The sequence below is a fragment of the Geothrix sp. 21YS21S-2 genome (assembly GCF_030846775.1).
Lineage (GTDB): Bacteria > Acidobacteriota > Holophagae > Holophagales > Holophagaceae > Mesoterricola.
Window position 1 is genome coordinate 2,626,482 of record NZ_CP132910.1, and the last position, 26,763, is coordinate 2,653,244.

General features: G+C 68.4%; 13 protein-coding genes. 7 read left to right on the top strand and 6 right to left on the bottom strand.

All coding sequences use genetic code 11. The features are described from left to right. Positions 1–217: 217 nt before the first annotated feature. A complete protein-coding gene (locus RAH40_RS11555) occupies positions 218–1,057 on the top strand; it encodes a DUF4097 family beta strand repeat-containing protein (protein ID WP_306597682.1) in 840 nt (279 codons plus the stop codon). Here RAH40_RS11555 and RAH40_RS11560 read toward each other — a convergent pair whose 3' ends face one another. Further along, positions 1,058–3,631, bottom strand: a complete 2,574-nt coding sequence (locus tag RAH40_RS11560; protein ID WP_306597683.1) for an ATP-dependent Clp protease ATP-binding subunit — start codon at positions 3,629–3,631, stop codon at positions 1,058–1,060. A gap of 224 nt (positions 3,632–3,855) precedes the next feature. On the opposite strand from RAH40_RS11560, the gene RAH40_RS11565 reads away from it, so the two are divergent. Beyond that, the gene (locus tag RAH40_RS11565) at positions 3,856–5,175 is read left to right on the top strand and encodes a hypothetical protein (RefSeq protein ID WP_306597685.1); all 1,320 of its coding nucleotides are present in this window, start codon (positions 3,856–3,858) and stop codon (positions 5,173–5,175) included. A 61-nt stretch (positions 5,176–5,236) separates the two neighbouring features. On the opposite strand, the gene RAH40_RS11570 is transcribed toward RAH40_RS11565, so the two are convergent. Then, on the bottom strand, positions 5,237–7,084 hold the full coding sequence (locus RAH40_RS11570; RefSeq protein WP_306597686.1) for a phosphoenolpyruvate carboxykinase (GTP): 1,848 nt from the start codon (positions 7,082–7,084) through the stop codon (positions 5,237–5,239). 287 nt (positions 7,085–7,371) lie between these two features. Between RAH40_RS11570 and RAH40_RS11575 the strand changes: the two genes are divergently transcribed. The 3 genes from RAH40_RS11575 to mutS are packed head-to-tail and all read left to right on the top strand — an operon-like array spanning position 7,372 to position 12,410. Then, positions 7,372–8,643: an aminotransferase class I/II-fold pyridoxal phosphate-dependent enzyme gene (locus RAH40_RS11575; protein ID WP_306597687.1), complete on the top strand. Its 1,272-nt coding sequence runs from the start codon at positions 7,372–7,374 to the stop codon at positions 8,641–8,643. A gap of 33 nt (positions 8,644–8,676) precedes the next feature. Beyond that, the gene (locus RAH40_RS11580; protein ID WP_306597688.1) at positions 8,677–9,825 is read left to right on the top strand and encodes an MFS transporter; all 1,149 of its coding nucleotides are present in this window, start codon (positions 8,677–8,679) and stop codon (positions 9,823–9,825) included. A 53-nt stretch (positions 9,826–9,878) separates the two neighbouring features. Continuing rightward, positions 9,879–12,410, top strand: coding sequence for a DNA mismatch repair protein MutS (gene mutS / locus RAH40_RS11585; protein WP_306597689.1), 2,532 nt, complete (start codon positions 9,879–9,881; stop codon positions 12,408–12,410). On the opposite strand, the gene RAH40_RS11590 is transcribed toward mutS, so the two are convergent. Beyond that, a complete protein-coding gene (locus RAH40_RS11590) occupies positions 12,407–15,484 on the bottom strand; it encodes a ligand-binding sensor domain-containing diguanylate cyclase (protein WP_306597690.1) in 3,078 nt (1,025 codons plus the stop codon). The genes mutS and RAH40_RS11590 overlap by 4 nt on opposite strands. A 145-nt stretch (positions 15,485–15,629) precedes the next feature. Continuing rightward, positions 15,630–17,285, bottom strand: a complete 1,656-nt coding sequence (locus tag RAH40_RS11595; protein WP_306597691.1) for a B12-binding domain-containing radical SAM protein — start codon at positions 17,283–17,285, stop codon at positions 15,630–15,632. 85 nt (positions 17,286–17,370) lie between these two features. Here RAH40_RS11595 and RAH40_RS11600 point away from each other — a divergent pair, with 85 nt between their 5' ends. After that, the gene (locus RAH40_RS11600; protein WP_306597692.1) at positions 17,371–18,489 is read left to right on the top strand and encodes a flagellar brake protein; all 1,119 of its coding nucleotides are present in this window, start codon (positions 17,371–17,373) and stop codon (positions 18,487–18,489) included. Between the two features lie 50 nt (positions 18,490–18,539). Further along, positions 18,540–20,117: an amidase gene (locus RAH40_RS11605; protein ID WP_306597693.1), complete on the top strand. Its 1,578-nt coding sequence runs from the start codon at positions 18,540–18,542 to the stop codon at positions 20,115–20,117. Positions 20,118–20,682: 565 nt separating this feature from the next. On the opposite strand, the gene RAH40_RS11610 is transcribed toward RAH40_RS11605, so the two are convergent. After that, the gene (locus tag RAH40_RS11610) at positions 20,683–25,497 is read right to left on the bottom strand and encodes an RHS repeat domain-containing protein (protein ID WP_306597694.1); all 4,815 of its coding nucleotides are present in this window, start codon (positions 25,495–25,497) and stop codon (positions 20,683–20,685) included. 272 nt (positions 25,498–25,769) lie between these two features. After that, entirely contained in the window at positions 25,770–26,627 is an 858-nt protein-coding gene (locus RAH40_RS11615) for an AraC family transcriptional regulator (protein ID WP_306597695.1), read from the bottom strand. Between the last annotated feature and the right edge of the window lie 136 nt (positions 26,628–26,763).

A 26,763-nucleotide genomic window follows, 5' to 3' on the forward strand; every position in this document is an offset into this window, starting at 1 on the left:
TTCTTCATCCCCGTCCATCCCCGTTCATCCCCGGCGAATTAAACGCTGAATTTGCCGGGGATGAACGGGGATGGACGGGGATGAAGAAGGATAAATAAAAGCCCTGTCCGCCATCCGCCGGGCCTTGGCGGGCGTTCGCCGATGGAGGACCGGGGTTGGCGGAATTGCATGCCCATGCCTTCCCCGCGGGCCTACCCTGGAAGGACAAGGTGACCCCATGAGAATCCAAGTCCTCCCCTTCCTCCTTTGCGCGGCGCTTTCGGCGGCGCCGCCCTCCCGGACGGAGACCCGCACGGAGGCCCTGGCCATGGGCGCCAACCTGCGCATCTCCCAGGGCGACGGCAAGGTGGAGATCAAGGGCTGGGACAAGCCCGAGGTGCAGCTGGTCGCGGAGTTCATGCAGGGCACGCACCGCGGCGAGGCGAAGCTGGAGGTGCGCCGCGTGGCCGACGGGCTCGAGATCGACGTGGACCGGCACCGGAGGCGGCGGATCCGCATCCTGTTCTTCGGGCGCTTCCACGATCCCGTGGTCAACCTCACCCTCATGGTGCCCCGGAAGCTCAACGTGGAGGTGCGCACGGTGGACGGGGCCATCGGCATCCAGGACCTGGAAGGCTACGCGGGCTGCCACAGCGTGGACGGCCCCATCCGGCTCCAGGACATCGCCGGCGAGGTGCACGCCAAGACGGTGGACGGGGCGATCACGGCCCGGAACCTGAAGGCCCGCCTCAAGGGCGGCACCGTGGACGGCAACATCACTCTCAGCCAGGTGGAGGGCGGCGTGAACATCCACACCGTGGACGGCTCCATCACCGCCGAGGGCCTGGACGGGTGGGGCGAGGGTCTCGCCTTCCGGACGGTGGACGGCGCCATCAAGGTCAAGCTCGGCCAGGCCAAGGGCAACCTGGAGGCCAAGGCCGTGGACGGCCGGGTGCGCTCCGCCCTCCCCGGCGCCACCTACGCCGGGAACAAGCGGAACCGCTTCACCTGCTCCATTCCCGGCCGCGACCAGAAGATCACCTTCCGCACGGTGGACGGAAACATCGACATCGAATAGTTATTGGACGGCCTCCACCTTGATGGCCAGTTCGCCGCCCTCCACGTCCAGGGTCGCCGCGTCGCCGGGCCGGATCCGGCCCTCCAGCAGCATCCGGGCCAGGTGGTTGACCACCACCTGCTGGATGAGGCGCTTCAGGGGCCGCGCGCCCATCTGAGGATCGTAGCCTTCCTTCGCCAGCCAGGCCAGCGCCTCTTCGGGCACTTCGAGGCGGATTCGCTTGTCCTGGAGCATGGCGACGACCCGGTTCATCTGGATGCGGGCCACGGCCTTCATGTCGTCCAGACCCAGGGACCGGAAGGTCACCACCTCGTCCAGGCGGTTGAGGAACTCGGGCCGGAAGTGCAGCTTGAGCGCGGCCTGGATCTCCGTCCGCGCCTTGTCCACCTCGCCCCCGGCCTCGAAGATGGCCTGGCTCCCCACGTTCGTGGTCATGAGCACGACGGCGTTCCGGAAGTTCACGGTGCGGCCCTTGCCGTCGGTGAGGCGGCCGTCCTCCAGCACCTGCAGGAAGAGGTCGAAGGTGCGCGGGTGGGCCTTCTCCATCTCGTCCAGGAGGATGACGGCGTAGGGCTTCCGGCGCACGGCCTCGGTGAGGCGGCCGCCCTCCTCGTAGCCCACGTAGCCCGGGGCCGCGCCGATGAGGCGCGTGGCGTCGGCCTCGTGGGTGAACTCGCTCATGTCGATGCGCACCATGGCGTTCTCGTCGTCGAAGAGGAACTCCGCCAGGGCCCGGGCCACCTCGGTCTTGCCCACGCCCGTGGGGCCCAGGAAGAGGAAGGAGCCGATGGGGCGCTTGGGGTCCCCCAGCCCGGCGCGGTTGCGCCTCAGGGCCTCGCTGATGGCCTCCAGGGCCGGATCCTGGCCCACGACGCGCTCGCGCAGGCGCTCCTCCATGTGGAGGAGCTTCTGGATCTCGCCCTCCAGCAGGCGCGTGACGGGGACGCCGGTCCACTTGCTGACCACGGCGGCCACATCCTCCTCCCGCACCTCCTGGCGGAGCATGGCCCCCTCCACGTCCTCGGTGGCGGCCAGCTGCTTCTCCAGGGTGGGGATCTCGCCGTATTCGAGGCGCGAGGCCACTTCGTAGTCGCCCCGGGCCTTGGCGCGGTCCAGCTCGATGCGGAGGTCGTCCAGGCGCTTCTGGCGCCCGCGGTTCTCCTCGATGCGGCTCTTCTCCTGGTCCCACCGGGTGCGAAGGGAGCGCAGCTCCTCCGTGAGATCCGCCAGCTCCTTGTCCAGCTCCCCGAGCCGGGCGCGGCTGGCGCTGTCCTTCTCCTTGGCCAGGGCGTGGCGCTCCAGCTGGAGCTGCATCTCCCGCCGCTCGCGCATGTCGATCTCGATGGGGCGGGTGTCGATCTGCATGCGCACCAGGGAGGCCGCCTCGTCCACCAGGTCCACCGCCTTGTCGGGCAGGAACCGGTCGGCGATGTAGCGCTGGCTGAGATGCGCCGCGGCCACCAGGGCGGCGTCGCGGATGCGCACGCCGTGGTGCAGTTCGTAGCGCTCCTTGAGGCCGCGCAGGATGGAGATGGTGTCCTCCAGCGCCGGCTCGTCGACCATCACGGTCTGGAAGCGGCGCTCCAGGGCGGCGTCCTTCTCGATGCGCTTGCGGTACTCGTCCAGGGTGGTGGCGCCGATGCAGCGCAGCTCGCCCCGGGCCAGGGCCGGCTTGAGCAGGTTGGCGGCGTCCATGCCGCCTTCCGCTGAGCCCGCCCCCACGAGCAGGTGCATCTCGTCGATGAAAAGGATGATCTCGCCCGCGCTGTTCTGGATCTCCTGCACGACCCCCTTCAGCCGCTCCTCGAACTGGCCCCGGTACTGGGTTCCCGCCACCAGGGCGCCCATGTCCAGGGACATGAGCCGCATGCCCTTGAGGCTCTCCGGCACGTCGTTCTTGGCGATGCGCTGGGCCAGGCCCTCGACGATGGCGGTCTTGCCCACGCCGGGCTCCCCGATGAGCACGGGGTTGTTCTTGGTGCGCCGGCTCAGCACCTGCATGACCCGGCGGATCTCCTCGTCCCGGCCGATGACCGGATCCAGCTTGCCGGCCTGGGCCAGGGCCGTGAGGTCCTTGGCGTACTTCTCCAGGGCCGCGAACTTCTCCTCGGCGTGCTCGTCCTCCACCCGGGCGCCCTTGCGGGACTCCCTTATGGCGGCCTCGATCCTCTGCCGGTCCAGTCCGAAGGACGCGAGGATCTTCTTGGCCTCGGTGCCCGCGTTGGTGAAGGCCAGGAGCATGGCGTCCGTGGCCAGGAACCGGTCCCCCAGGCCCCTGCCGGTGTCGCTGCTCACCTCCAGGAGGTGGCGCAGGGCGGCACCCGCCTGGGGCTCGGAGCCCCCGATGGCCTTGGGCAGCCCGCCGAGGGCCTCGTTGGCGGCGTCCACCAGTCCGTTCATGGCCTCGGGGCTGACCCCGGCCTTTTCCAGGATGGGCCGCAGGCCCCGCTCCGGCACCAGGATGGACGCGAACAGATGCTGCGGCAGGATCTCCGGATGCTGCCCGGCCACCGCGAGATCCCTCGCGGCGACCAGGGCTTCGTTGGCTTTCTGGGTGAGCGGCAGCATGGCCATGGATTGCCTCCAGGGTCCAAGGTAGGGCAATATTGACTGAAGTCAACTAAGATTTTATGCGTCAAGATTGTAATGGTGGATAATTTATTAAAAATTTATTTCAAATGCAGGAACCGGGGCCCCGAACCGTGCACTCATGGTCAGCATTTCATGGAGACATGCCCATGCCCAGGCTTTCAGACTCTTCCTTTGCAATGATCCTTCCATTCTCAAGCCTCCTCCTGATGCTGCCTGGCTGCGGAGGGGGCGGTTCCGCCAGGCCGGCCTCCGCCCCGGAGATCACCGCCATCACCCCCGCCTCGGGCGTCCCCGGGGCCGAGGTGGTCCTGGAGGGACGCGCCCTCGCCGGGCCCACCCGCCTCACCTTCGCGGGGCGGGACCTCCCCGCGGGGCGTTTCGACGCGGACGGGGACTCCCGGATCCGGGTGCGCATTCCCGACGACGCCCAGGACGGGGGCGTCATCGCCGTCTCCACGGCGGCGGGCACGGCCCAGGCGCCGGCCTTCACCCTTTTGCCCTCCCGCCGCGCGGCCTTTCCCAAGGCCCTGGAAAAGATCACCGGCACGTACGACTCGGGAACCTGGGTGAACTTCCCCGCGGGGGGGCGCTCGGCCATCTACAACCTGCTGGAGCCCACGGCGCCTGTCTTCCACGCCTACCACCCCGGCGGGGAGGACGGCACCGGCAGCGGCAACCGCCCGGGCCACCTCTTCACCCGGTATTCCCTGAACCTGAAGCTGCCGGCCCCCTTCCAGGAAGCGCTGCCCGCCTCCGTGAAGGCGGGAATCGCCGACGCCGGGCTCAATCCCGCCGACGTTGACATCCTGTGCGCCAGCCAGGACTACCAGTACGACGGCGTGACCCCGGACCTGGGGATCTACCTCTTCCGCCCCCACTACTGGACGGACCCCGGCGCGCCGGCCACGGGCAAGTATGTCCAGCCCCACACCCTCACCGCCGGGATCTTCGAAGCGGACGCCGGCGTCACCATCGACGGCCACGCCCCGGGCGTGATGTTCCCCTTCGGCATCCTGACCCACGGGGACCAGGACCCGCTCACGAAGGAACCTCTCGACAGCCAGATCCTGGTTTCCGGCAACACCCAGCCCATGGCGGGCTTCGACACCGGCGCGAGCACCGGCCTGTGGAGCCTGACCCGGGAGGGGACCCGGGCCGCCGCCACGCTGCACCTCCTGTTCAACGACGGCGACCAGGCCGCTCTGGACGGCATCACCGCCGCCTCGGGGACCCTCCAGGACCTGGTCACGGCCATGGACAAGGCCGTGGGCGCCTCGCGCGGCACCCGGATGCTCAAGGCGCTGTTCCGGCCCATGGCCTCGTCGGCCACCCGGTCCGGCGCCACCGTGACCCTTGCCGGCACCTGCCTCGGAGGCGCCACGGCCGTCCTCCTGGACGGCAAGCCCGTCGCCGGCCTCAAGGCCCTCAGCGACGCCGTCGTGAGGGTGGACCTGCCCGCGGGGACCACCGGGAAGCTCCAGGTCGTGACCCCCCTGGGGACCAGCGACCCGGTCCAGCTCGACTGAAGGCCGCCCGTACGCGACGATCGCCGGCCCCGGGCCGGCGATCGTGTTCAAGGGCCTTCTTCTACCGCTCGGGAGCCAGCCCCAGGCTCTCCGGGGACCGCCACAGGGAGCTCAGCAGCAGCTGGCGCATGTGGAAGAACTCCTTGGGAAGCTTGTCGTAGAGCTTCTCGAAGAGCTCCTCGTGCAGCAGGATCTCGTGGCGCCACTCGTCGCGGCGGATGGCCATGGCGGCCCGGAAGCCCTCCTCGCCGAAGTTCTCGAGACCCTCCAGGTGCAGGTCCTCGTACCGGGGCACCCAGCCCAGGGGGCTCTCTGCGGCGTAGGCCCGGCCGTGGACGCGCTCGACGATCCAGCTCAGGATGCGCATGTTCTCCGAGTAGCCGGGCCACACGAACTTGCCGTCGGCGTCCTTGCGGAACCAGTTCACGCAGAAGATGCGGGGCGGGTTCTTGATGTCGCGGCCCATCTGGAGCCAGTGGTTGAAGTAGTCGCCCATGTGGTAGCCGCAGAAGGGCAGCATGGCGAACGGGTCGCGGCGCACCTCGCCGATGTTGCCCGCGGCGGCGGCGGTCATCTCGCTGCCGATGGTGGCGGCGGTGTAGACGCCGAAGTTCCAGTTCACCGACTGCACCACGAGGGGCACGGTGGTGGCGCGGCGGCCCCCGAAGATGAAGGCGCTGATGGGCACGCCGTTGGGGTTCTCCCATTCGGGGTCGATGCTCGGGCACTGGCTGGCGGGGGCGGTGAAGCGGCTGTTGGGGTGCGCCGCCTTGCGGCCGCAGCCGGGGGTCCAGGGCTGGCCCTGCCAGTCGGTGAGCTTCTCGGGAACCTCGTCGGTCATGCCTTCCCACCACACGTCGCCGTCGGGGGTCAGGGCCACGTTGGTGAAGATGGTGTTCTCGGTCATGGAGAGCATGGCGTTGAGGTTGGACTTCATGCCGGTGCCGGGAGCCACGCCGAAGAATCCCGCTTCCGGGTTGATGGCGTAGAGCCTGCCGTCGGGCCCGGGCTTGATCCAGGCGATGTCGTCGCCCACGGTGGTGACCTTGTGGCCCGCGAACTGGTCGGGCACCTGGAGCATGGCGAAGTTGGTCTTGCCGCAGGCGCTGGGGAAGGCGGCGGCAACGTAGGTCTTCTCGCCGCCGGGCTTCTCGACGCCCAGGATGAGCATGTGCTCGGCGAGCCAGCCCTCGTCCCGCGCCATGCAGCTGGCGATGCGCAGGGCGAAGCACTTCTTCCCCAGCAGGGCGTTGCCGCCGTAGCCGGAGCCGAAGGACCAGATGGCGCGCTCCTCGGGGAAGTGCACGATGTACTTGTTGTCCTTGTTGCAGGGCCAGGAAACGTCCTTCTGGCCCGGCTCGAGGGGGGCGCCCACGGAGTGCAGGCAGGGCACGAACTCGCCCTTGCCCATGACGTCCCAGACCTTGGCGCCCATGCGGGTCATGATCCGCATGTTCACGGCCACGTAGGCCGAGTCGGTGAGCTCGATGCCGATGTGGGCGATGCGCGACCCCAGGGGGCCCATGCTGAAGGGGATCACGTAGAGGGTCCGGCCCTTCATGCAGCCGCTGAACAGGCCCTTGAGCTTGTCCTTCATGACCTTGGGGGCGACCCAGTTGTTGTTGGGGCCGGCATCCTGCTTGCGCACGGAGCAGATGAAGGTGCGGTCCTCCACCCGCGCCACGTCGCTGGGGTCCGAGAGGGCCAGGTAGCTGTTGGGGCGCTTGGCGGGGTTCAGCTTCTGGAAGGTCCCGCCTTCCACGAGCCGTCCGCACAGGGCGTCGTACTCCTCCTGGGAACCGTCGCACCAGTGGATCCGGTCGGGCTGGCAAAGGTCGGCGACCTCCTGGATCCAGGCGATGGCCTTCTTGTTGTGCACATAGTCAGGGACGTTCAGCACGGCGCTCATATGCCAGTCTCCAATAGCATGTCCCAGGAATGCCGGAAAGGCCCGCTATTCCCTCAAACAGCTGATTGAAATCAGTCTAGACATCGGGTTTTCCCCCCGCAATGCGGAAGAAGGCTCCAATATGCCGCATCCGCCGCTTCTTGGTATGCTGGAATCGTACCAACCCCTTGTCCCATGGGCTTCTTGGCCCCGATCCAGGCCTGTGTGACTTAAATCATTCTCCATCGGGGACCGGCGGGCGGATCATAACCCTCTGTCATCCGGAAGAAACCAACCAGGAGAGGCCCGTGTCCATCCATCCCGAAGCCCAGGATCGCAACGATCGCCTCAAGGCCATCAATCCGGCCATCGCCGGGGCCCTTTCCCCCCTGGGGCAGCGCTCCTTCTTCCCCAAGGGGATCCCCTACCAGGCCGGCCAGAGCAAGGGCTGCGCCATCAACGCGACCATCGGCCAGATCACCGACGGCGCCGGCAACCCGCTCCCCCTGGCCCCCATGGCCGAGAAGCTCGCGGGCCTGAACCCCAAGGACGCCTTCCTGTACTCCCCCATCCAGGGCCGCGAGCCCGCCCGCAAGGCCTGGCACGACAAGCTGGTGAAGGAGGACGCGCGCATGGAGGCCGTGGGCCTGCCGGTGGTGAGCGCCGGCATCTGCCACGCGCTGACCATGGGCGCCGAGCTCTTCTTCGGCAAGGGCGACACCCTGGTGCTGGCCGACCTCTACTGGGACAACTACGAGCAGATCTTCAACATCCGCCTGGAAGGCGACTTCAGGCGGTTCCCCTTCTACAACGCGGCCATGGGCTTCAACGTCGAAGGCCTGCGCGACTGCATCGCCGGGATCCAGGGCAAGGTCCAGGTGCTCCTCAACTTCCCCAGCAATCCCAGCGGCTACAGCCCCACGCCCCTGGAGATGAAGGCCATCGCGGACGTCCTGGTGGACGCCGCGAAGGACCGCACGGTGGTGGTGTACTGCGACGACGCCTACCACGGCCTGGTGTTCGACGAGAAGGCCACCAGCAAGAGCCTCTTCTTCGAGCTCATCGGCCGCAGCCCCAACCTCATCCCCCTGAAGTGCGACGGCGTCACCAAGGAGCTCAGCTTCTTCGGCGGTCGCGTGGGCTTCCTGTCCTTCGGCGTGGACAAGGCGTCCGCCGCCATCCTCGTGGACAAGTGCATGGGCCTGATCCGTTCGGGCATCGGCAGCCCCGTGGCCATCAGCCAGTACCTCATGGAGCTGGAGCTGGCCGACGCGCGCCACGAGGGCGAGTTCGAGAAGATGCGCCAGGTGCTGGGCCGGCGCTACGAGGTCCTGCGCAAGGCCCTGGACAAGCCCGTGCCGCACTGGACCGTCTACCCCTTCAACGCCGGGTGCTTCTGCCTCCTGGAGCTGCGCCCGGGCCTGGACGCCGACGCCATCCGCCAGAAGCTCATCGCCGAGGAGAGCGTGGGCGTGGTGAGCCACGGCGACAAGTACATCCGCCTGGCCTTCTGCTCCATGAAGGAGGAGGCCATCCAGCCCCTCATCGACGCCCTCGAGCGGGTCTGCGCCAGAAACTAGACATTACCCCCACCCAGGGGCGACCCTGAAGCGATGAATCCCTGGCGCGGCCTCCAAGGCCTTCCCCGCGGCATGTGGGTGCTGGCCCTCAGCACCCTCGTGAACCGCATGGGCACCATGGTGGTGTTCTTCCTGGCCCTGTACCTGGTGCGGGGCCGGGGCTGGACGGAGGCCCAGGCCGCCACGGCCCTGGCCCTCTACGGCCTGGGGGCCCTGGCGGCGAGCCCCTTCAGCGGGTGGTTCTCGGACCGCTTCGGCCACCGGTTCACCCTGGCCCTCAGCCTGGGCCTGTCCGCGGCCCTCCTGCTGCTGCTCCCCTACGTCCCCGCCCGGGGGCTGATGCTGGCGGCCATCGCCCTGTGGTCCGCGGCGACCCAGGCCTACTACCCGGCCTCCATGGCCCTCATCACGGACCTGGTGCCGCCCTCCAGCCGCAAGCAGGCCTTCGTGCTCCACCGGCTGGCCTCCAACCTGGGCATCTCCGTGGGGCCGGCCCTGGGCGGCTTCATCGCCCATTCCTCCTTCACGGCCCTCTTCTGGATCGACGGCCTCACGACGGCCCTGGGGCTGGCCGTGGTCCTGGCCTTCGTGCCCTCCCCGCCCCCCGAGCCCGCCCCCGCCCTGCCCAGCCTCTCGGCCTGGCGGGACCGGCGCCTGCTCTGGCTCCTCGCGGCCCTGCTGCCCGCCACGGCCGTCTTCACGCAGATCCACGGCGCCCTGCCCCTGTGGGTGGTCCAGGGCCTCGGCCACGGCACCCAGGTGTTCGGCCTGCTCTTCACCCTGAATACCGTGCTCATCCTCCTTCTGGAGGTGGCCGTCAACCACCGGCTGGCCCACTGGACCCACGGAAGGCAGCTGGCCCTGGGGGCCGGCCTCATCACCCTGGGCTTCGGCTCCCTGGCGCTGATGCGCCCCCTGCCCCTCCTGGTCCTGGCCACGGTGGCCTGGAGCCTGGGGGAGATGGTCTTCCTCCCGGCCTCCACCGACGCGGTGGCGGCCATGGCGCCGCCGGACCGCAGGGGGCAGTACCTGGGCCTCTACAGCCTCGTGTGGACCGTGGCCCTGACCGTGGGGCCCTGGCTGGGCCTGGTGGCCTACGGCTGGGGCGGCCCCTGGGCCGTGTGGGGCGGCTGCGGCCTCGTGGGGCTGGTCTCGGTGGCCATGGCCTTCCGGACGTCCTGAAGGCCCATCCCCGCTATCCTGGATGTTTCGAGGTCCTCCGGATGTCCACCCCCATGCTCACGCAGGTCGCGGCCCTCAAGCGCGAGGCCGGCGACGCGATCCTCTTCACCCGCATGGGCGACTTCTACGAGCTGCACGGGGAGGACGCCGTCAAGGCGGCGCCGGTCATGGAGATCGCCCTGACCCTCAGGGGCCGGGGGACGGAATTCGAGACGCCCATGTGCGGCGTGCCCCACTTCGCCCTGGAGAGCTACCTGCCCAAGCTCCTGGCCGCGGGCTACTCCGCTGCCATCGCCGACCCCACCGCCAGGCCCGAGGACGTCAAGGGCCTCCTGCCCCGGGCCATCACCCGCATCATCACCCCCGGCACCTGGCTGGACGACGACGGCCGGTGGCTGGCGGCGGCGCACCGGGTGGGGGAGAGCTGGGGCATCGCCCTGCTGCAGCTGGCCTCGGGCCAGCTGCGGGTCATCCCCGGCGAGGGCCTGCCGTTCCTGGCCTCCACCCTGGAGCGCCTGGGCCCCCAGGAGCTCATCCTCGCGGAGAACACCCCCGACCCCTTCGAGCTGGAGGCCGCCCGGGTGCGGCTGCCCGTGTGGCGCTTCGAGGCCTCCCGCGCCCGCACCCAGATACTGGCCTTCTTCGGCTGGACCCACCTGGAGGGCGTGGGCCTCGACCCCTACCCGGCGGCCATCGGCGCCCTGGGCGCGCTCCTGGACCAGGTGGAGGCCACCCAGAAGGGCCGCCCCGCCCACATCCAGGGGGTGAGCCTGGAGCTGGGCGCCGCCGGGCCCCTCCTGGACGCCACGTCCTCCCGCCACCTGGAGGTCCTGGCCAACACCCTCGACGGGTCCAGGGCCGGCAGCCTCCTGGAGCTCATGGACCAGTGCCGTTCCCGCCTCGGGTCGCGCCTCCTGCGGGCCTGGCTGGACCAGCCCCTGCGGGACCGGGCCGGCCTGGAGCTGCGCTGGCGCCAGGTGGCGTGGTTCACCGAGGACCGGCACCGGGAGCCCATCCAGAAGGTGCTGGGCTCGGTGCCGGACCTGGACCGCATCCTGGGCCGCGTGGCCCTGGGGCTGGCCACCCCGCCCGAACTGGCCCAGCTCCGGGACGGCCTCGCCCGGGCGGGCAAGCTCCCCGAGCTCATCCGGGAAGGGGGCTGGTTCCAGGAATCCCAGGAGCTGGACGTGTGGCCCGGGGACACCCCCACCTGCGATGCCCTCGTGGCCGAACTCCGCCGCTGCCTCGCCGAGGCCCCGCCCCTGGAGCTGGAGAAGGGCGGCACCATCCTGGACGGGGTCGACCCGGAGCTGGACGCCGTGCGCCGCCTGGCCCGGGACGCCAAGCAGGTGATGCTCGAGCTGGAGGAGGAGGAGCGCGCGGCTTCCGGCATCAACAGCCTCAAGATCAAGTACAACCGGGTCTTCGGCTACTACTTCGAGATCACGAAGTCCAACCTCGCCGCCGCCCCCGCCCACTTCATCCGCAAGCAGACCCTGGCCAACGCCGAGCGCTTCACCACCGAAAAGCTCATGGCCTTCGAGCAGCGGCTGCTCTCGGCCGAGTCGGACCTCCTGCGCCTGGAGGAGACGCAGTTCAGGCGGCTCCTGGCACGGGTCCTGGAGGACCGCGCCGGCCTCACGCAGCTCGCCCGGGCCGTGGCCAAGGTGGACGTGCTCTGCGCCTTCGCCGAGCGCGCGCGGCTTTCGGGCTGGACCCGTCCCGAGGTGAGCGAGGAGCGCGAGCTGATCCTGGCCGGCGCCCGCCACCCCATGCTGGAGGCCCGCCTGGGCCGCGAGTGCATCCCCAACGACCTGCGCCTTCCCGCCAGCCGCTCCATGGCGGTGGTCACCGGCCCCAACATGGGCGGCAAGTCCACCTTCCTGCGCACCGCGGCCCTGCTGGCGGTGCTGGCCCAGGTGGGTTCCTTCGTGCCCGCCGAGCTCATGCGCTTCTCCCTGGTGGACCGCATCTTCACCCGCATCGGGGCATCCGACTTCCTGGCCAAGGGCCAGTCCACCTTCATGGTGGAGATGACGGAAACCGCCCGGATCCTCAACCAGGTCACCCCCGCCAGCCTCGTCATCCTGGACGAGATCGGGCGGGGCACCAGCACCCGGGACGGCCTGGCCCTGGCCGAGGCCATCGCCCTGCACCTGCGCGACCTCAAGGGCGGCGAGCCCCGGACGCTCTTCGCCACCCACTACTTCGAGCTCACCAAGCTCGCCGACGACACCCGCATCCAGAACCTCCACGTGGAGGTCCAGGAGTGGGAGGAGCACCTGCTCTTCCTCCACCGCATCGCCGAGGGTCCCGCGGACCGCAGCTACGGCATCCAGGTGGCGCGCCTGGCGGGCCTGCCCCGTTCCGTCATCTCCGCCGCCCAGCGGATCCTGGCGGAAACGCCCGAGAAGCCCCTGGAGGAGAAGCGCCCCAGGACGCACCGGCAGGGCCCGGTGCAGCCGCTGCTGCCGCTCTTCGAGGCCGAGCCGGACCCGCTGCGGGAGGAACTGGACGCCCTGGACCTGAATCGCATGACGCCCCTGGAGGTCATGGCCTGGGTGGCGGCGCGGCAGAAAGGCTAGGCGAAGACCTCCCCCGTCGCCGGCGGCCGCTTCAGCCCCTCCGGCTTGTTCGTGACCACCTCGATGGCCCCCTCCCGGTCCAGCTCCATCAGCTCCCAGGGCAGGCGCGGGCCGTGGGCGGCGCGATCCAGGCCCTCGCGGGCCTCGGCGCCGGCCCAGGCGTCGCGGCCGGCGCGCTTGGCCAGGTAGAGGCAGGCGTCGGCGATCTCGACCACCTTCTCCCAGCCCAGCCACGTGGTGTCCTGCAGGCAGAAGGGGTAGGCCGCGTAGCCCACCGAGCAGGTCCACCGGACCTCCTCGCCGGTCTCCAGAACCAGCTTCTGCTCGGCCATGAGGCTGCGGATGCGCTCGGCCAGGATGGGGGCCTCGGCCCGGGTGGAGTTGCGGGCCAGCACCAGGAACTCCTCGCCGCCCCACCGGATGACGCCGTCGGTTTCGCGGGCGGCCCTGCGCAGCACCTGGGCCACCATCGCCAGCACCTGGTCCCCCACGTGGTGCCCGAAGGTGTCGTTGACCACCTTGAAGTGGTCCAGGTCGACCATGAGGAAGAGGAGGTCGTTGTTGGGCAGGGCCTGGCCCGGCGTCCAGTCCCGGTAGGAGCGCTGCACCTTGGCCGTGTCGTCGTCCACCACCACGGAGAGGAAGCGCCGGTTGTGGAGCCCGGTGAGGGGGTCGGAGAGGCTCTGGGCCTTCAGGGCGAGGTTGGCCTTCTCCAGGGCGTGGTTGGCCTTGAGGAGGTCGCCCGTGGCCTTGTCCACCATGGCCGCCAGGCGCTCCTTCTGGCGCGCCAGGGTGCGGAAGCGCCAGTTCATCACGACGCTCACGATCCCCATGGCCGCCAGGATCTCCAGGGAGAGGAACCACCAGGTGCGCCACCAGGGCGGCAGCACCTCGAAGGCGTAGCTGGCGGAGGGGCCGAAGGCCATGCCCGGATAGGCGGCCCGGACCTCGAAGGTGTAGGTTCCGCCCGGGAGTGCCGCGTACCGGGCCTGGGGCACATCCGTGGACCGCCAGTCGTCCTCCAGGCCGGCCAGGCGCACCTGGTAGAGCACGGCCTTCTCGTTCACGAAGGTCGGGGAGGCGAAGCGGAACTCCAGCGTCGCGTCCGCGTGGCCCACGGGCCCCAGGTCCGCGTAGGGGGGCCGGAGTTCCTCCCGGCCGCGGGTGATCTGGGTGATGGCCGTGACCAGGGGCGCCAGGTCCCGGGGCCTGTTCCCGGCGATGACGTGGGAGAGGCCCGTGGTGGTGCCGACCCACACGTCCTGGTTGCCGTCCACCAGGATGGCGTTCTGGCTGCAGTCGTCGCCGGCGAGGCCGCCGCTGCGGCCGAGGTGGGCGGAGGCCGCCCCCAGCACCGATTCCAGGCCCCGGTCGGTACCCAGCCAGAGCCGGCCCTGGGCGTCCACGGCCCCGGCGTAGGCCACGTTGGATCCCAGCCGGTTTGTGGTGTCCAGGCTCTCGAGCACGCGGATGGAACCGTTCGCGTAGGCCACCCGGGACACCCCGCGGGGCTCCCGGTAGAGGACCCACGCGGTGCCGTCGCTGGCCAGCGCGATGCCGTTGAGCGGGTCGACCTTGAGGCCGTGGGCGCGACCGAAGCGGTGCCAGCCCGAGTCGTCGTGGATGACCAGGCCGGCGCTGGTGGCGCCCCAGATGCGGCCCTCCCCGTCCTCCACGAGGTGCCAGGGGGTGAAGTCCGGCACCCCGGCCTGGGCCGGACCGTAGTCCAGCCGGAAGGTCCGCTGGCGGGAATCGATGCGGAAGACGCCCCGGCTGGGGTCGGCCACCCAGATGACCCCGTCCCGGCCGCAGGCCACCGACTGCGAGCGCTCCGGGTGGGCGAGCCCCTCGGCCCGCAGGCCCCGCAGGAACGTCTCGGTGGCGGCGCCGCCGCGGGTCTCCAGGGTGCGCAGGGGGGCGTTGGTGGACCCGATGAGGAGCGCTCCCGAGTCGCCCTGGACGAGGCTCGTGACGCTGAGCCCTTCCGTGCCCGGCACGCGGGACCAGCCCCGCTCGCCGAGCAGCGCCAGGCCTTCGCTGGTGCCCGCGAAGAGCCGGCCCGAACGGTCCCGGAACACGTTCCACACCAGATCCGAGGGCAGCCCGTCCTCGACCGTGAAGGTGCGGACGTAGCCCCTTCCCAGCTGCCGGTACAGGGTGGGTCCCACGACCCACAGGTTGCCTTCCCGGTCCCGCAGGGAGGAGACCGTCCACTTGCAGGGAAGCCCCGCGGCCTGGTCGATGACCTCGTGGTCGTCGCCCTTCAGGCGCAGCAGACCGGAATTGGTGGGGATGCCCACGCTCCCGTCCGTCTCCCGGTTGATGGTGCAGGATGCGAAGGGCGGGGCGGGGAGCCAGGAGGAGGCATCCCGGAAGGCGGCCTCGCCAGGGTCCTGGTAGCGCAGGAGGCGGCGCCCCACCACCCACAGCCGGCCCTCGCCGTCCACCGCCAGGGTCTCGATGCCGTCGGCGGGCAGACCGTCCTCGGTGGTGTAGTGAACCCAGGTGGAGTCCTTGCGACGTTCCCACACCTGCCCGCCCACAACCGCGAAAACCGACCGGGTCGCAGCCCGGCAGGCCAGGCCCCGGCCCTGGCCGGAGGGCACGTCGGCCACCCGTTCCATGCCATCCCCACCCGTCCGGTACAACCCGTCCATCCCCAGGGCCCACAGGGCGCCGTCGCCGTCCAGGTCCACGGCCGAGCCCCGGATGGGACGGAAGGGCCGCCCCTGGAAAAGCACCGGCGTGAACACGCCCCTGTGGTACTTCACCAGCCCGCCCTCGGTGATCACCCAGATTCCCCCGCCCCGCCGCCGCAGGACCCGGCTCACGGTGGTGGCCGCAAGCCCGTCGGCGGCGGTCCACTTGCGGAAATGCACGCCGTCGTAGCGCACCAGGCCCGAATCCCCCCCGATCCAGATGAAGCCCTCGGAATCCTGGGTGATGCAGGTGAGCCCGGGCTCCACGAAGCCCTGCTCGGGGCCGTACGTCCTGAACAGGTAACGTCCCGCCGGTTCGGCCTGGGCGAACCACAGGGCGAGGAAAAGGACGGCTAGGGCTCGGATCGATGGCATTCGGGATTCCGTCTTCCGGACGCGCAGGTGCGGCATGCCCAAGGTGGAGCGGCGGGGGGGGCCGGGGGGTTGAGGAGAAGGGACTCGTGCGGTCCCTTAAAAATACACTGTCCGGGCGCAGGCCGGCTTGGGAATTACCAACAACTTATGAATCGAACTCCACCCGGTCCAGGTACGCCTGGGATCCCTTCATCACGGCCGCGGGCCCCTGGGAGGCCTTCCAGCCCTTTCCGGCGCCCCACTCCCGGGCCAGCTCCACGGCCTCGGGATTCCCCGGCGCCAGGGCCAGCACCTCGGCCAGATCCGCCCGGGCCCGGGCGGCGCGCCCGGTGCGGCGGAGGAGCAGGGCCCGCTTCAGGAAGCCCCAGGAATTCCCGGGCTCCTTCGTCACCACCTCGTCGTACTCGGCTTCGGCCTCCAGGAACCGCCCCTCCTCCTCCGCGGCCTCGCCGCACAGCAGGTTCGTCACGGCGCAGAAACCCAGCCAAGCCTTCTGCTCCCGGAACTGCGCCGGGGTGTAGATGGCCCTGGGCTTCGTGGCCTCGGCCACCTGGGCCAGCCGGCGCAGGGCCTTCTCGGTGTGGGCGTCCACCCGCGCGAAGACCTCGGCGTCCCCGGAGCCCCGGAAGAAGTCCGGGCTGATGCGCCCTTCGGCGCGGTACGTGTCGAAGAGCCGCGTACCGGGGTACAGCGCAAGGGGCGAGACCTGCACGTCGTGCGGCAGGGCGCTGCGGATGAGGTCGCAGGTGATCTCCACGTCCGCCCACTCCTCGCCGGGGATGCCGGTGATGAGGTAGATGCCCAGGTTCATCCCCACCTTGCGCACCAGGGTGAGGGCCTTCAGGGCCTGGCGCATGTTGGTGCCCTTGTCCAGGAGCTGGAGCACGCGCTCGCTGCCGTGCTCCACGCCGAACTGCATGAACTCGCACCCGGCGCGCTTCATGGCCACCAGGCGGTCCTCGTCCACGAGGTTCACGCGGCTCTGGCAGTTCCACAGGGGGTGCATGCCCGAGCCCTGGATGAGGTCCATGAGCTTGAGGATCCGCCCCCGGTTGGCGGTGAAGGTGTCGTCCCGGAAGCTGAAGTAGGTGAGGCCGTGGCGCGCGCGCAGGAGGGTCATCTCCCGCAGCACCGCCTCCGGGCTGCGGAAGCGCACGGAGCTGCCCCAGAACTCGGGCGTGTTGCAGAAGTTGCACGTGGCCGGGCAGCCGCGGCTGGTGCTGAGGTAGGAGAGCTGGCCGGGATCGTCCAGGAAGTCCGCCTGGAAGTGCTCCACGGGGGCCCCCATGATGTCCAGGTCCTCCATGGGCGGCGCGCTGGGGGTCTCCCCGTCCCGCAGGATGAGCCCGGGGGCTTCGCGCCACGCGGCGCCGCGCGCCATGACCTCCAGCAGGGGGATCTCCCCCTCGCCCTTGACGATGGCATCCAGGCTCGGGCAGTCCTCGAAGACCTCCCGCGCCAGGTGGGTGGGGTGGGGCCCTCCGGCCAGCAGCACCGCGCCGGGGCACGCCTCGCGCGCCAGGGCCAGCAGGTCGCAGCTGCGCTTGCGGTTGAAGGTGAACATGGAGACGCCGATGACGGCCGGATCGTGGCGGCGCAGGTAGGCCAGGATCTCCTTGCGCCCCTTGCCGCTGAGGTTGGCCAGGCGGCAGGCGTGGCCCCGGGACTTCAGCATCGCCTGCAGGAAGCCCAGGCCGATGGGAAGGAAGGTCATCCATTCGTCCCCGTAGCCGCTCTTCGGGGCGCTGTAGAGCAGGAGGGCGCCGCCCCCGCCCATCCCGTTTCCGCCCTTGAGCACCATGATCCCCCCGGTACCATTTCAACACAGGTGACGCGCCCGCACGAATCGACAACAATGGCACGATAGGAACAATGCGGAGCGGCCCGTGGCGGAATCGATCAAGAAGTCCGGAGAGATCCAGGATGTACTGGCCCAGGCCTGCGCCCGCCGGGAGCTCCTGATCCTGGCCACGCCCTACCTGCGCTTCGAGTCCTCCTTCCTGGCGGTCCAGAACGGCGAGCTGCATATCCTGGCGACCATGAGCCGCGAGGACGCCACCTTCGGCCTGCGGGCCCCGGACCTGACCATCCGGTTCCCGGACGGTCTGGGCTTTTTCGAGGCCCACGTGGAGGTGCTGGGACTGGGAATGCTGGAAGGGCGCCGCACGATCCGCCTGTCCCTGCCCAAGTCGCTCACGGAGAACGACCAGCGCGACTCCTACCGGGTCGAGCGCGTGGGGCGGGTGCTCGTCACCTACAGCACCCTCAAGGGGGACCTGCTGCAGGGGACCCTGGTGGACATCAGCGCCACCGGGGCCAAGATCCACGCCCAGCGGGACGTGGACCCCGCGGTCATGGGCCCGGGCACGCCCCTGCTGCTGTCCGTGCCCCTCTCCCCCGAGATCCAGATCGAGACCCGGGCCGAAGTGCGCCACCTGGGCGCCCGGACGCTTGGCCTGGCCTTCCGGCCGGCATTGCCCGAGCGCACGGAGCAGCCCCTGGCCCGGTGGATCTTCCTGCGCCGCGAAGAGGAACGCGAGCGGTTGGCCCAGCGCCTGGAACTGAACGACCGGACCACCAAGCCCCGTCCCGCGGGCCCCACCGGCATCCTCCTGGTCAGCTCGGACCCGGACCTCGAAGTGGCCCTCAGGGAATTCCTGGCCCCCATCCAGCCCCTTATCCGCCTCCCCTACTCCGCCCAGGCCATCAAGGACGCCCTGGCCGCGGGCCCGCCCCTGGCCATCTTCCATGTGAAGGGCACCTCCCTGGACGAGCGGCGCCTCCTGAAGGCGCTGGTGGAGATCTCCCTCCCCAAGGTGCCGGTCCTCCTCCTGGGCACCCAGGTGGACGGCACCACCCTCTTCGAGCTTTCCGCCGAATGGAGGACCTCCAGCGCCATCGTGTGGAACCCCTCCCGGGGACTCTTCCTCCAGCGCCTGGCCCAGGGCATCATCCGGCGCAACACCCACGGGGGGGACAGCCCCATGGCCCCCGCCGAGCCTTGAGAGGACGAGGGGACATCCAGGTGTAGACTGCTCCGAAAGCGGAGCCTCCCATGACCCGATTCACCCTCGACCGCCGTCGCTTCCTGGGCCTCGCCCTGGCCGCTGGCACCGCCCTGGCCGCCCGCGCCAGAACGCCCGGGGCCGGAGGCGTCTCCCTCGACGAAGCCACCCTGGACCAGATGGCCGAAGGCATGAAGAGCGGCCGCTGGACCGCCGAGGGACTCGCGAAGCACTACCTGGCCCGCATCCGCACCCTGGACCGCGCCTCCCTCCATGCCGTCCTGGAGATCAACCCCGAAGCCCTGGACATCGCCCGCGCCCTGGACCGGGAGCGCGGGGCGAAGGGCCCCCGCGGCCCGCTCCACGGCGTACCCGTGCTGCTCAAGGACAACATCGACACCGGCGACCGCATGCAGACCACCGCGGGCTCCCTGGCGCTCGTGGGCGCCAGGCCCCCCGTGGACGCCCCCATCGTGGCGCGCCTGCGCGCCGCGGGCGCCGTGATCCTGGGCAAGACGAACCTCAGCGAGTGGGCCAACCTGCGCTCCTCCCACTCCATCAGCGGCTGGAGCGGCCGGGGCGGCCTCACCCGCAACCCCTACGTCCTGGACCGCAACTGCTCCGGCTCCAGCTCGGGTTCCGGCGCCGCCGTGGCGGCCAACCTCTGCGCGGCGGCCGTGGGCACCGAGACCGACGGCTCCATCGTCAGCCCCGCCACCTCCTGCGGCATCGTGGGCCTCAAGCCCACGGTGGGGCTCATGAGCCGCGCCGGCATCATCCCCCTCTCCCACACCCAGGACACCGCCGGCCCCATGACCCGCAAGGTGCGCGACGCCGCCATCCTCCTGGGCGCCATGGCCGGCCCCGACTCCCGGGACCCCGCCACCGCCGGCTGCAAGGCCCACCCCGACTACACCGTCTTCCTGGACCCGGACGGCCTCAAGGGCGCGCGCCTGGGCGTGGCCCGCGCCTTCTTCTCCGGGAACCGGGGCGTCATCGCGCTCATGGAGGCCACCCTGAAGGCCCTGTCCGCCCAGGGCGCCGTGCTGGTGGACCCCGTGGACGTCCCCACCGCCGACTATGAGAAGGCCGAACTGGAGGCCATGCTCTACGAGTTCAAGGCCGGCCTCAACGCCTACCTGGCCGGGCGCGGCGTCACCACCCCCATCCATGACATGGCCTCCCTCATCGAATTCAACGAACGAATGAAGGACAAGGAGATGCCGCTCTTCGGCCAGGAGTACCTGTACGACGCCCAGGCCAAGGGCCCCCTCACCGACCCCGCCTACCTCAAGGCCCTGGAAACCTGCCGCACCCTCTCCCGCCAGGGCATCGACGCCGTCATGGACAAGCACCGCCTCGACGCCATCATCGCCCCCACCGGCACCCCCGCCTGGGTGACCGACCTGGTCAACGGCGACAACTACGGCACCAGCTGCGCCACCCCCGCCGCCGTGGCCGGCTACCCCCACCTCACGGTCCCCGCGGGTTTCGTGATGGGGCTTCCGGTGGGCCTGTCGTTCTTCGGAAGGGCCTGGAGCGAGCCGGTGCTGCTCAAGCTGGGGTATGCGTTCGAGCAGGCGACGAAGGCGCGGAGGGCGCCGAAGTACCTGGCGACTCTGGGCTGAGGGGGGTCTCCCCTTCTTTCGGGGTCTTTACGGACCCAAGGGAACAGCGCGACGCATACAGGCTCTGCCGAAGTTTGGGCGGCCAGGGCTGACCACGCGTACCGGGCCGTCTCCAAGCCATCACCCCTGGTGAATGGAGAGAAAGAATGGACGCGGAGGTCGCAGGGATTCCACGGAAGGACGTGGGACCTCTCAGGGAAATCCGTGAGGAATATTTATTTTTTCAGAATCTGCACAAGAAAGGTGAATACAAATCCGATTCCATAAAAAATAATCCCATTAACCACGACGCCAGCAAGCCAAACGAACCATGCAATACCACCCGTGCTCCCAACAAAAAACAATTGAATAAATTGTCCCGGACAGATCATAAAAATAAACTTATTTAACAGAAAATACATGTGCGGAGCAGTGTAGTTTTGAAATTGAGTAGAATCCGATAATAAAGGCAGATTAAAAGGATTGGCCATCCGAATATAATAGAACATACCAACAGAAATTAGACCAAGACAAATACCGATAAATGCCATTTTTTTTGGAAGATTTATGTTCATACCTATCCACCTCATTTCCCTGGGTATTTCCGATTCAACAGTTTAACCATTTCTTCCGGCGTTACGACCAGCGGAGCTTGAATACCAGCAATATTCAGCACCTCCTTGACCCATTCCACACAGTTCCGGACTATTGGATGGTATACTTGCGGAACAAGAACCGCTTTTTCCATGAACTTTACCATCACCAAAGCCTCCTCGTGGGTGATGCGCATCGTTGCTGTAGATATCAAATTTTCCTTCGGATTCATAGGCACGACACGACCTCCGGCAAGCGAAGAGGAAGGCAGCCCCGTTAGGGCTACTCCAAGACCTTCCTTCGCGAGTGCAACGGCCGAATCAAGGGTCGAATCTGGTATAAGGCCGAGCGCCTGCCCCTCGCCGACCTTGATCACAAGATGACCCCAGGCCGTATTACCCGTAATGTGATGGATTTGGACATTGACCCGCCCCGATGGCAGCCCTTCTCCAGCTCGCTCGGCATTCACGAGCCTGGTGATTTCTTCGGTCCTGGATTCCGGGGTCCCCTGGATACCCTTCTGGGCGTCGGCAAGAGCCAGTGTCCGTGTTATCCGCATCGTTCGCATGATCTCGGAACCTTGTTTTCTCAGGGCCTCCTGCAGTTCCCGATCGGCGGCTTTGACAAGGGACTGGGGGTTCCCCTGCGTCTCGAGGGCCTGTTGCAATCTCAACTTGAAAACCGTTTCCTCAAAGGCCTTCTGGTCTGCTTTCCTCTTCGCTTCCTCCGCCTTGGCCTTCTCCCACGCCACGGCCTCGGGAAGAGGCGGCGGCAATCGCAATGACCCTTTTCTCTGGTAAACCGCCGAATAGATATTGTTCGGATCATGACTCCACCGCTCGAATTCCGCGCAGGTCATTCCGTCGGGCCGGGGGCCCCCGCCACCTCCCACCGCGGCGGGCTGGCCCGCGTCCGGCAGTCCTTCTCCTGTGGGAAAAGGTGGACCCGATGGAACATTGGGAACGAACATGGGACCGGGGATCCCCATGAACGGGATCGGACGGTCGCACGGAATCGGCCCGACATGGTAGGGGATGGGTTCCAGGTTGCCCCACACCGTGACCGTGGCGGACCCGGCGAATGGCGGTTTGCCGCCGGCCATCCCGGTGGGGTCCGTGACTTGGAAGGGCCTCCCGGCGGCATATGCGAACGAGTTCCAGGACCGGGGATCGACGCCACGATCGGGGGTCAGGAACCTGTGCCAGGCGGGGCTGTAGAACCTCGCCCTCATGCAGATCAGGCCGCTGGCTTCCGTGCGGAGGTGCCCGGTGTATCCCGTCAGCGGCGTGTAGCCGGGCGAGGCTTCCAGGGTTTCACCCCATGGGCCGAAGTCCTGACGGCCTTCGATTGTCCCGGTGGAACCGGAGGTGACGATCCTTGGCGTGCCAAGGTGGTCAGAATGCAGTTCATGGACGCCCCCGCGATCCACCTCGGCGAGGGCCTCCTCACCCAGGTAGAGGATGTCCCGACCCCAGCGCCCGTCTCCGAAGTATTCGGACAGGAGCCTGCCGTCGTTCAAATAAACGAATTGCCGATCCGCCCCATGGTCCGCCGAGTCCGAGAATACCGCCATCAGGCCTTGGGGTGAATAACGGTACCTCTGGACGCCGCCGGATTGGGATCCAGCAACTTCCGCCAGACGTCCGAATCCATCCCATGCAAGGTTCAGGCATCTGCGGCTTCCCGTGCCCGTACCCATCTGGGAAGGCTCTCCGCTGGGCTCGACGACCCATCCGGTCAGGGCACCATTGGGCTGAATCCCGGGCATCCGGTTTGCGGGCAGCGGCGCAAAGGCGAAACCATTGAACGCGGCGGGCGGGACTCCTGATACCTGATGGGAGATGGCATTGCCGAAACCATCGCTCTCATGGAAGGTGTGCAAACCCAAGCCCACGGCTTCCTGGAGCCGGCCCGCCGAATCGTTGCGCAGCATCCATTCGCCCGCGGAAGCCAGTTCCATGCCGTCCCACGCGTAACTCCGGGACTCCACTCCACCCAGGTGGGACACCTCCCAGCCCAGCCAGCGGCGGCCCTCCCCTTCCCATTTCCAGGAACTGGCCGCGCCGCTGGCAAAGCCGAGGCGGGTGCGATTCCCCCATCCATCGTAGGCGACCGAGGCCAGCAGAGCGCCATCGTGGATCACCTTCGCGACCCGATCCAGGCCGTCGTAGCCGTATTCGACGACACGGCCTCCGGGATAGGTCATCCGGCCAATTCCCCCATTGGAATCGTAGGCGAAGCGCGTGGTCCGCTCGACGCCGCCCAGGACAATGGTTTCCGAATCCATGCGAGCCCCCGGTGCCGAATAGGTGAACCTCTGGCTCACGCCATCCGGACTTTCCCGCCCCATCAGGAACGGGCCGCGGTAGGTGGCCGCAAGCCTCTGGCCGCCCGACTGGGCTTCGACGACCCGGCCCAGGGCGTCGAACACCCTCCGGATGCTGCGGCCCGCGGCATTCGTCTCCAGGCCGGATTGCCCCCTCGCATTGAAGTCCGCGAAGACCGTAGTGCCCGTCTCGGGCTCCGCAATGGCGGTGAGGTTGCCGATGCCGTCGAAGGTGAATTGACGGGTCTGGATCAGGCCTCCAGGTTCCTGCCGGATCAACCGGGTCGTCTGACCGAACTCGTTGTAGGTGGCCCGGGTCGTGCCTTCCACATCGGTCCGGGAAACGATCCGGCCCCAGGGATCGAAGGCCAGGGTCAAACCTGAGCCGATCTCCACCACCTGCGACGTGCCTTCCGCCCGGTAATTCAGGATCGGGTCCGTGCCATGCGGGGATCGGTCCAGGCGGATCCGGTCGAGCGCGTCGTAGGCGACACTCCGGACCAGCCGGGTGGTCTTCCCGACGCTTTCCTGCACCGACACGACTCGGCCCATCGTGTCGAAGGAAAACGTCTCCTTTACGCCGTCGCCGCGAAGTCTGGACTGGAGGCGCCCGAATCCGTCCACGGCCTCCAGGCCGTTGAGGCGCCCCTGGGTCCAGGTGCGGGTCTGCTCGTCCGGATAGGCGTACGTGAGCTCCGGCATTCCTGGCGCCTTCACGTTGAGGAGGCGGCCCCACATGTCGTACGTATAGGACGTGGCATTTCCTCGCGCATCCGTGTATTCGGCAACCTGCCCCCGATCCGTGTAGGACCATGCTTCCCGGAGAGGCTCGGCGAGGCGTTCCCCAGAAGTGATCAGCCCGATCGGCCCGAGCGGGCCCTGCTCCCACGTTCGGATCATTCCTGGATCCGGGGTCCAGGACGCCACCATCTGTGAACGGGTCCGCCGCCCCTCTGGATCGGTGGTGAACGATCCGCCCCGCTCCTGGCCTCCGGCGAGGAGGGAATGCCGGGTCAAGGCGCCCTGGGGCGACCGGATCCACCGTTCCACGACCAGCGGAAGCCCGGCCCTGGCCGTGACAACCGAGCAGGGGGGTTCACCCGGGAGGGCGCTGGCAGGTTCCATCGTCCGGATCTGCACCTGCTCGCCACCGACCACCAGGGTCTCTGTCAGCAGCCGCCGGGTGGACGGGTCGATGGCACGGAGCACGTCCATTGTTGGCCTCCCACTGGCCGTCACATGGATCCCGGCCGGAAGACAGCGGCCATCATCGCCCGGAAGCAGCGGATCTAGAATGGTCATCCTTTCCGTTCCCGACGATCCCGCAATCCGCTCGGAACGCAGGAAAGGGTTGGCCACGGTCGCGGAGAAGGTGTACTCCGTCCTGCGGTCCTCCGTGGCCTCCCCATCGGAATAGGCAGCCGTGTGGCTGACAGTCCATGTCTCGCCCCCCGGAGGGTCGCGGCGCCAGGTCTGCTCGAATACGGTCCCCGTACCGACGTCCAGGTCAACGGACCTCGTGACGCCCAGGAGGCTGGTTCCATCCGGATACCTGCCTTCCCCCCACGTGAACGTCGTGGCCAGTCCCTGCGGGCTCCGGAGGGTGCGTAGGACAGGAACGCCATTGTCCTCATAGCCGAACGTCCATTCCCTGAGGGCTGCGGCCTCCCCCAGCGACACCCGGACAGGGCGCCCCGAGGCGAAGGGATCGGTGGATGGAGTCGCCGGATGGCCCCGAACCAGGAGCGGTGGTCCCTGCATGCCGATGAATTCCGCCCGGAGCAGGTCCACCTCGGAATCCGGAGGCCCCCCCATGGCCCAGACGGCCTGGATACCCCTGCTCTGGGGGTTGGTTGCCAGCAGGATGAGGAACGATTCCGGCCCGCGCCGCTCCTCCAGCCAGCGGAAACGGATGGCATGCCCGAACCGGTCGATCCACAGTACCGGAACAAATACCTTCAGCGCATCCTGGTAGGCGTAGATCCGGGCCCGCTGGTGATCAAGGATCACCTTCAGGACGGAGGCAGGCGTGAGTGTGCCTACCTCTGCGCCCCAATGGCCCAAGTCCCGCGGGTCCGCATCACAGGACCCCAGGGTCCGGGCCGGGTCCATGGCGAGCGAGCCCGGAGGAATCGTGAACCCGTATGCCTGGGCCAGCGCGCTTCCGGCGGGCGGAGATGGCTGCCAGTCCGTATCCACAAAGGACCTTCCATCCTCGAGCACCTGGCGTCCGGGTCTCCCGCCCAGCGCAGGGGCGATGAATCCGAAATGCAGGGTGCCCTGGTTTCCCTGGTGGCGGTAGACAACCTCCAGAGGCAGGTCTCCGGGGACCCTGCCGGCCGTCAGGACCCAGGAAAGGGCACCTGTCGAGGCCTCCACCCGATATTTCGCGCCGGTGGAGGGCGACCAGGGCCACAGAGCGGCAGGGGACAGGAACATGACGAAAGCAGACAGGGCTCCGCCCACACGGTGGTTTCTCACGGTTTCCACTCCATCTGGCAAACGGGTGAACTTCACGATCCCGTGGGGCCCTGCCGGGCAGGGTTCCCCCGCCGCCCGAAATGCTCGCCGAGCAGCCTGATGGGACCCCCACGCGCCCGCGCCACGGCCTTGGGCCGGACCACGCACCGCATGGGAATGGAAATCTAGATCACGGGCTCCCCCGCGCAAGCCTGCGGCGAAGCCCAGTCAGGGCTTGCCCCTGCCTCCATTCACGTTGGAGCCTGAAAAAAACAGGGTGAAACCGCGACCCTCTAGGTCTTCTTGAACTGCCGGTCGTAGGCTTCCTGCGCGTATTTGCTGGGCGGCACGCCGAACCGGCGCTTGAAGGCGCGGGTGAAGGCGGAGGCGTCGTAGAAGCCCAGGGACTCGGCCACGTCCAGCGGACGCTCGCCGTCGGACAGGAGCTGCACGGCGCGCTGGAGCCGGCGTTCGATGAGGTACTGGTGGGGTGTGGTGCTGGTGGCTTCCCGGAACAGGCGGATGAAGTGGTCCGGCGTGCAGCGGGCCAGCTTGGCCATCTCGGGGACGCTGTTGGGAGCGCCCAGGTGGGCCTCCATGTGGTCCAGGACCAGCTGCAGGGTGGAACGGCTCAGGCGGTAGGGGAACCGCGCGCGGTCCTCCTTCTCGCACAGGCGGTTCAGCTCGGCGCCCAGCAGGATGAGGAAGAGTTCCCGGGTCATCAGCTGGAGGCCGTCGGGATTGGAGATCTCCTGGCTGAAGATCCCGAAGAGCTGCTTGAGGCTCTGGCTGCGGAGCACCGCGAAGCTCTGCTCCTGCCACTTGCGGGGCGGGTGCTGGAGGATGGAGACCAGGGGCTCCGGGAAGGGGCCGTCCATCTGGAGGGCCGTGAAGCCGAACGGCGAGTCCGGGTGATGGCGCTTGAAGGTGTGCCCGAAGCCCGGCATCAGGAGCGCGAGGCTGCCCCGGGGGATGACCCCCTCCTCGATGTCCTCGCCCGTGCAGACCCGGATGGGGCTGGTGGGCAGCATGAGGGTCCAGGATTCGTTGGAGGGCATGGCTTTGGCCGGAATGGGATCCCGCTTGAGGATCACCAGACGCAGCGGGCCGCTGGTGTGGGTTTGGACGTTCTTGGTGTCAGGACCGGTCATGGGCTTTTTCTTCAACACATGAAGAGGAAGGGTGGATGGACGGACCCGTTGGGAGCGCTGCGCCCCTTCGGGCCAACCCCCGGGTTGTAGGCTTCGGATTTCAATCTTTTGAAAGCATATCCGCGATGCTTTTTAA